Origin of the sequence: Pectobacterium polonicum, from assembly GCF_005497185.1 — a bacterium.
Classification (GTDB): domain Bacteria; phylum Pseudomonadota; class Gammaproteobacteria; order Enterobacterales; family Enterobacteriaceae; genus Pectobacterium; species Pectobacterium polonicum.
In genome coordinates, this window is record NZ_RJTN01000056.1 from 1 (window position 1) to 2,144 (window position 2,144).

A 2,144-nucleotide genomic window follows, 5' to 3' on the forward strand; every position below is an offset into this window, starting at 1 on the left:
GCCAACGCACATGCAACTTGAAGTATGACGGGTATAATAAATAAACGATAAGAGCACGAGTACGCAGGAGATATAAAAGACACAAGGATGTGAGTTACGTTTCTTTTTGCCCAGGCAACCTGAATGACCACCATGTTAGTTGTTATATTCGATACTGGGGCCAACCAGGGGAGTCAACGTATTTATCTATATCGTCTACCGGCCTGCTTGTGGCTGTAACTGATAAACCCACGCCGTAATGCTCTGGCCTTCCGCTGTGGTAACGACAGCCTCAACGCGATCGTAACCCTCTTCAAATTCATCTAGCATTGGCCAGTGTGCTTCAAGGTTATCGGACAAAAACAAGTAACCGCTAACGCGCGACTCGCTATCACCCAGTACGATCCCAGGAAAACCCACGGCAGCCCCCCAGCCACTGTCATAAAATGTGCCTGTCACATAACCCGATAACCATTCTCCACCGATATTTTCCAGAATATATGCATTAGCGTGACCCGGACGTAACGTACCGTAGACAAATAAGCGTTCCATTTTTCTCTCATCAATCAAAGTAATGAATCCCTAAAGGGCGAAGAATAAGGCTCAAATTAAGGTTTAATAAAGTGGTTTGCAATAGGTTCCTTACCAGCAGTTTCGGCCTGTCTGTGATGACGTTGTCTCAATGGCGAAAAACAGTGGTATGGTGCGTCGTGTCTTGCAGATGAGCTTCCGGCGTACAACGTCAAAACGATTGCCGACAGCCTCCAGTGTCAGGGACTACGAGTAAAGGCATCGCGCTGGTTTAGCCCGATGAGTTACCGTGCGCATGGTCTGCCAGTGTCTGAAAATCTGTTCAGCAGAACTTCAGCGCCAGCGGCCCGAATTAGAAGTGGGTTGGTCTTATCTTGCGGTGGTCATTGACCTGTGGTCGCGTGCAGTCATCGGCTGGTCGATGCCATCGCGCATTCTATTGGCACCTTGTCTTGGGCATAAAGAAAATGGCATTCATTATTGAGTTGCTAATTATTATCATGATTCCTCCATAAATTATCATTATTTATGATGACTACTTTTGGGACGGGTTTTAAGGTTATTCTATATTTATAAGAGTGAAAAAATACTTCATTATAATGCGAAGATACGATTGAAATAATTATGACTCCCAGCTAAAAAGTCATCGAAATAAATGTGATTTTTAGTGATGTCTGTGGAGGGGTGTTTTATTCGATTGATTACAAAGGCTTCAACGTGGGGAATATAAACGGCTCTAAGCTATTCGCTCCTAAACGTCATCTACACACTGCTGTTATGCTGATTAGCTATAAATAATCACACAATTACTTTATAGGTGGATTTTGAATTGATTAGGTTAATAATCTTTCTATTATATACCCGTGATCATTGAAGATGCTTGATTTTATGTGACGAGAAGATCAAGCTCATCCACTATGAAGATATTTATTACCGACGAACAGAAAGCCGAACTTGAGCACCTTCATGACACCACTCGTGATGGTCGTGTTCGTGACCGCATTAAAGCCGTCCTTCTTGCCTCAGAAGGCTGGACTTCTGCGATGATTGCGCAGGCTCTGCGTCTGCACGAAACGACGGTAAACCAACATATCAACGATTACGTCAACACCCGCAAACTCAAGCCTGAAAACGGCGGCTCTAACAGCATGCTCAGCGCCACTCAAACTACAAGCCTCATCAGTCAGTTATCTCTGCATCTGTTCCATCATACTCGCGATATCGTGGCTTATGTTGAACTGCGCTGGGCAATCCGGTTCAGTATCCCCGGCATGAACAAGTGGCTGCACCGTCAGGGTTTCACTTACAAAAAACCAGCGGGTATACCCCATAAATTCAGTGAGCAAAAACAGAAGCAGTTCATTGAATATTATGAAAATTTAAAGAAAACGGCAGGTAATGAACCGATTCTGTTTATCGATGCAGTGCATCCGACACAGGCGACAAAGCTCAGTTATGGATGGATACGAAAAGGACATAAAAAGTCAGTGAAAACAACGGGAAGCCGAACCCGTCTGAATATACTGGGTGCACTAAATCTGAGCGATATCAGCCGCACAGTTATTCACGATTACAAAACGATTAATGACTACAATATTGCTCTTTTTTTCATTGAGATACGTAAACGTTACCCC

At 44.0% G+C, this 2,144-nt stretch carries 2 protein-coding genes and 1 pseudogene; 2 read left to right on the forward strand and 1 reads right to left on the reverse strand.

Annotated elements, in window-relative coordinates; translation table 11 throughout:
* Positions 1–195: 195 nt before the first annotated feature.
* Positions 196–531: a gamma-glutamylcyclotransferase family protein gene (locus EDI29_RS22545; protein WP_137742655.1), complete on the reverse strand. Its 336-nt coding sequence runs from the start codon at positions 529–531 to the stop codon at positions 196–198.
* 94 nt (positions 532–625) lie between these two features.
* On the opposite strand from EDI29_RS22545, the pseudogene EDI29_RS22550 reads away from it, so the two are divergent.
* Together EDI29_RS22550 and EDI29_RS22555 are read left to right on the forward strand one after the other, a co-directional pair.
* A pseudogene (locus EDI29_RS22550) lies at positions 626–946 on the forward strand (IS3 family transposase); the annotation flags it as partial.
* Between the two features lie 481 nt (positions 947–1,427).
* Positions 1,428–2,144, forward strand: a 717-nt coding sequence (locus EDI29_RS22555; RefSeq protein WP_137742656.1) for an IS630 family transposase, incomplete at its 3' end; no start/stop codon positions are given.

Coding starts and splice junctions, on each gene's coding strand:
- EDI29_RS22545 (WP_137742655.1), bottom strand. CDS start 531: ATGGAACGCTTATTTGTCTACGGTACGTTACGTCCGGGTCACGCTAAT.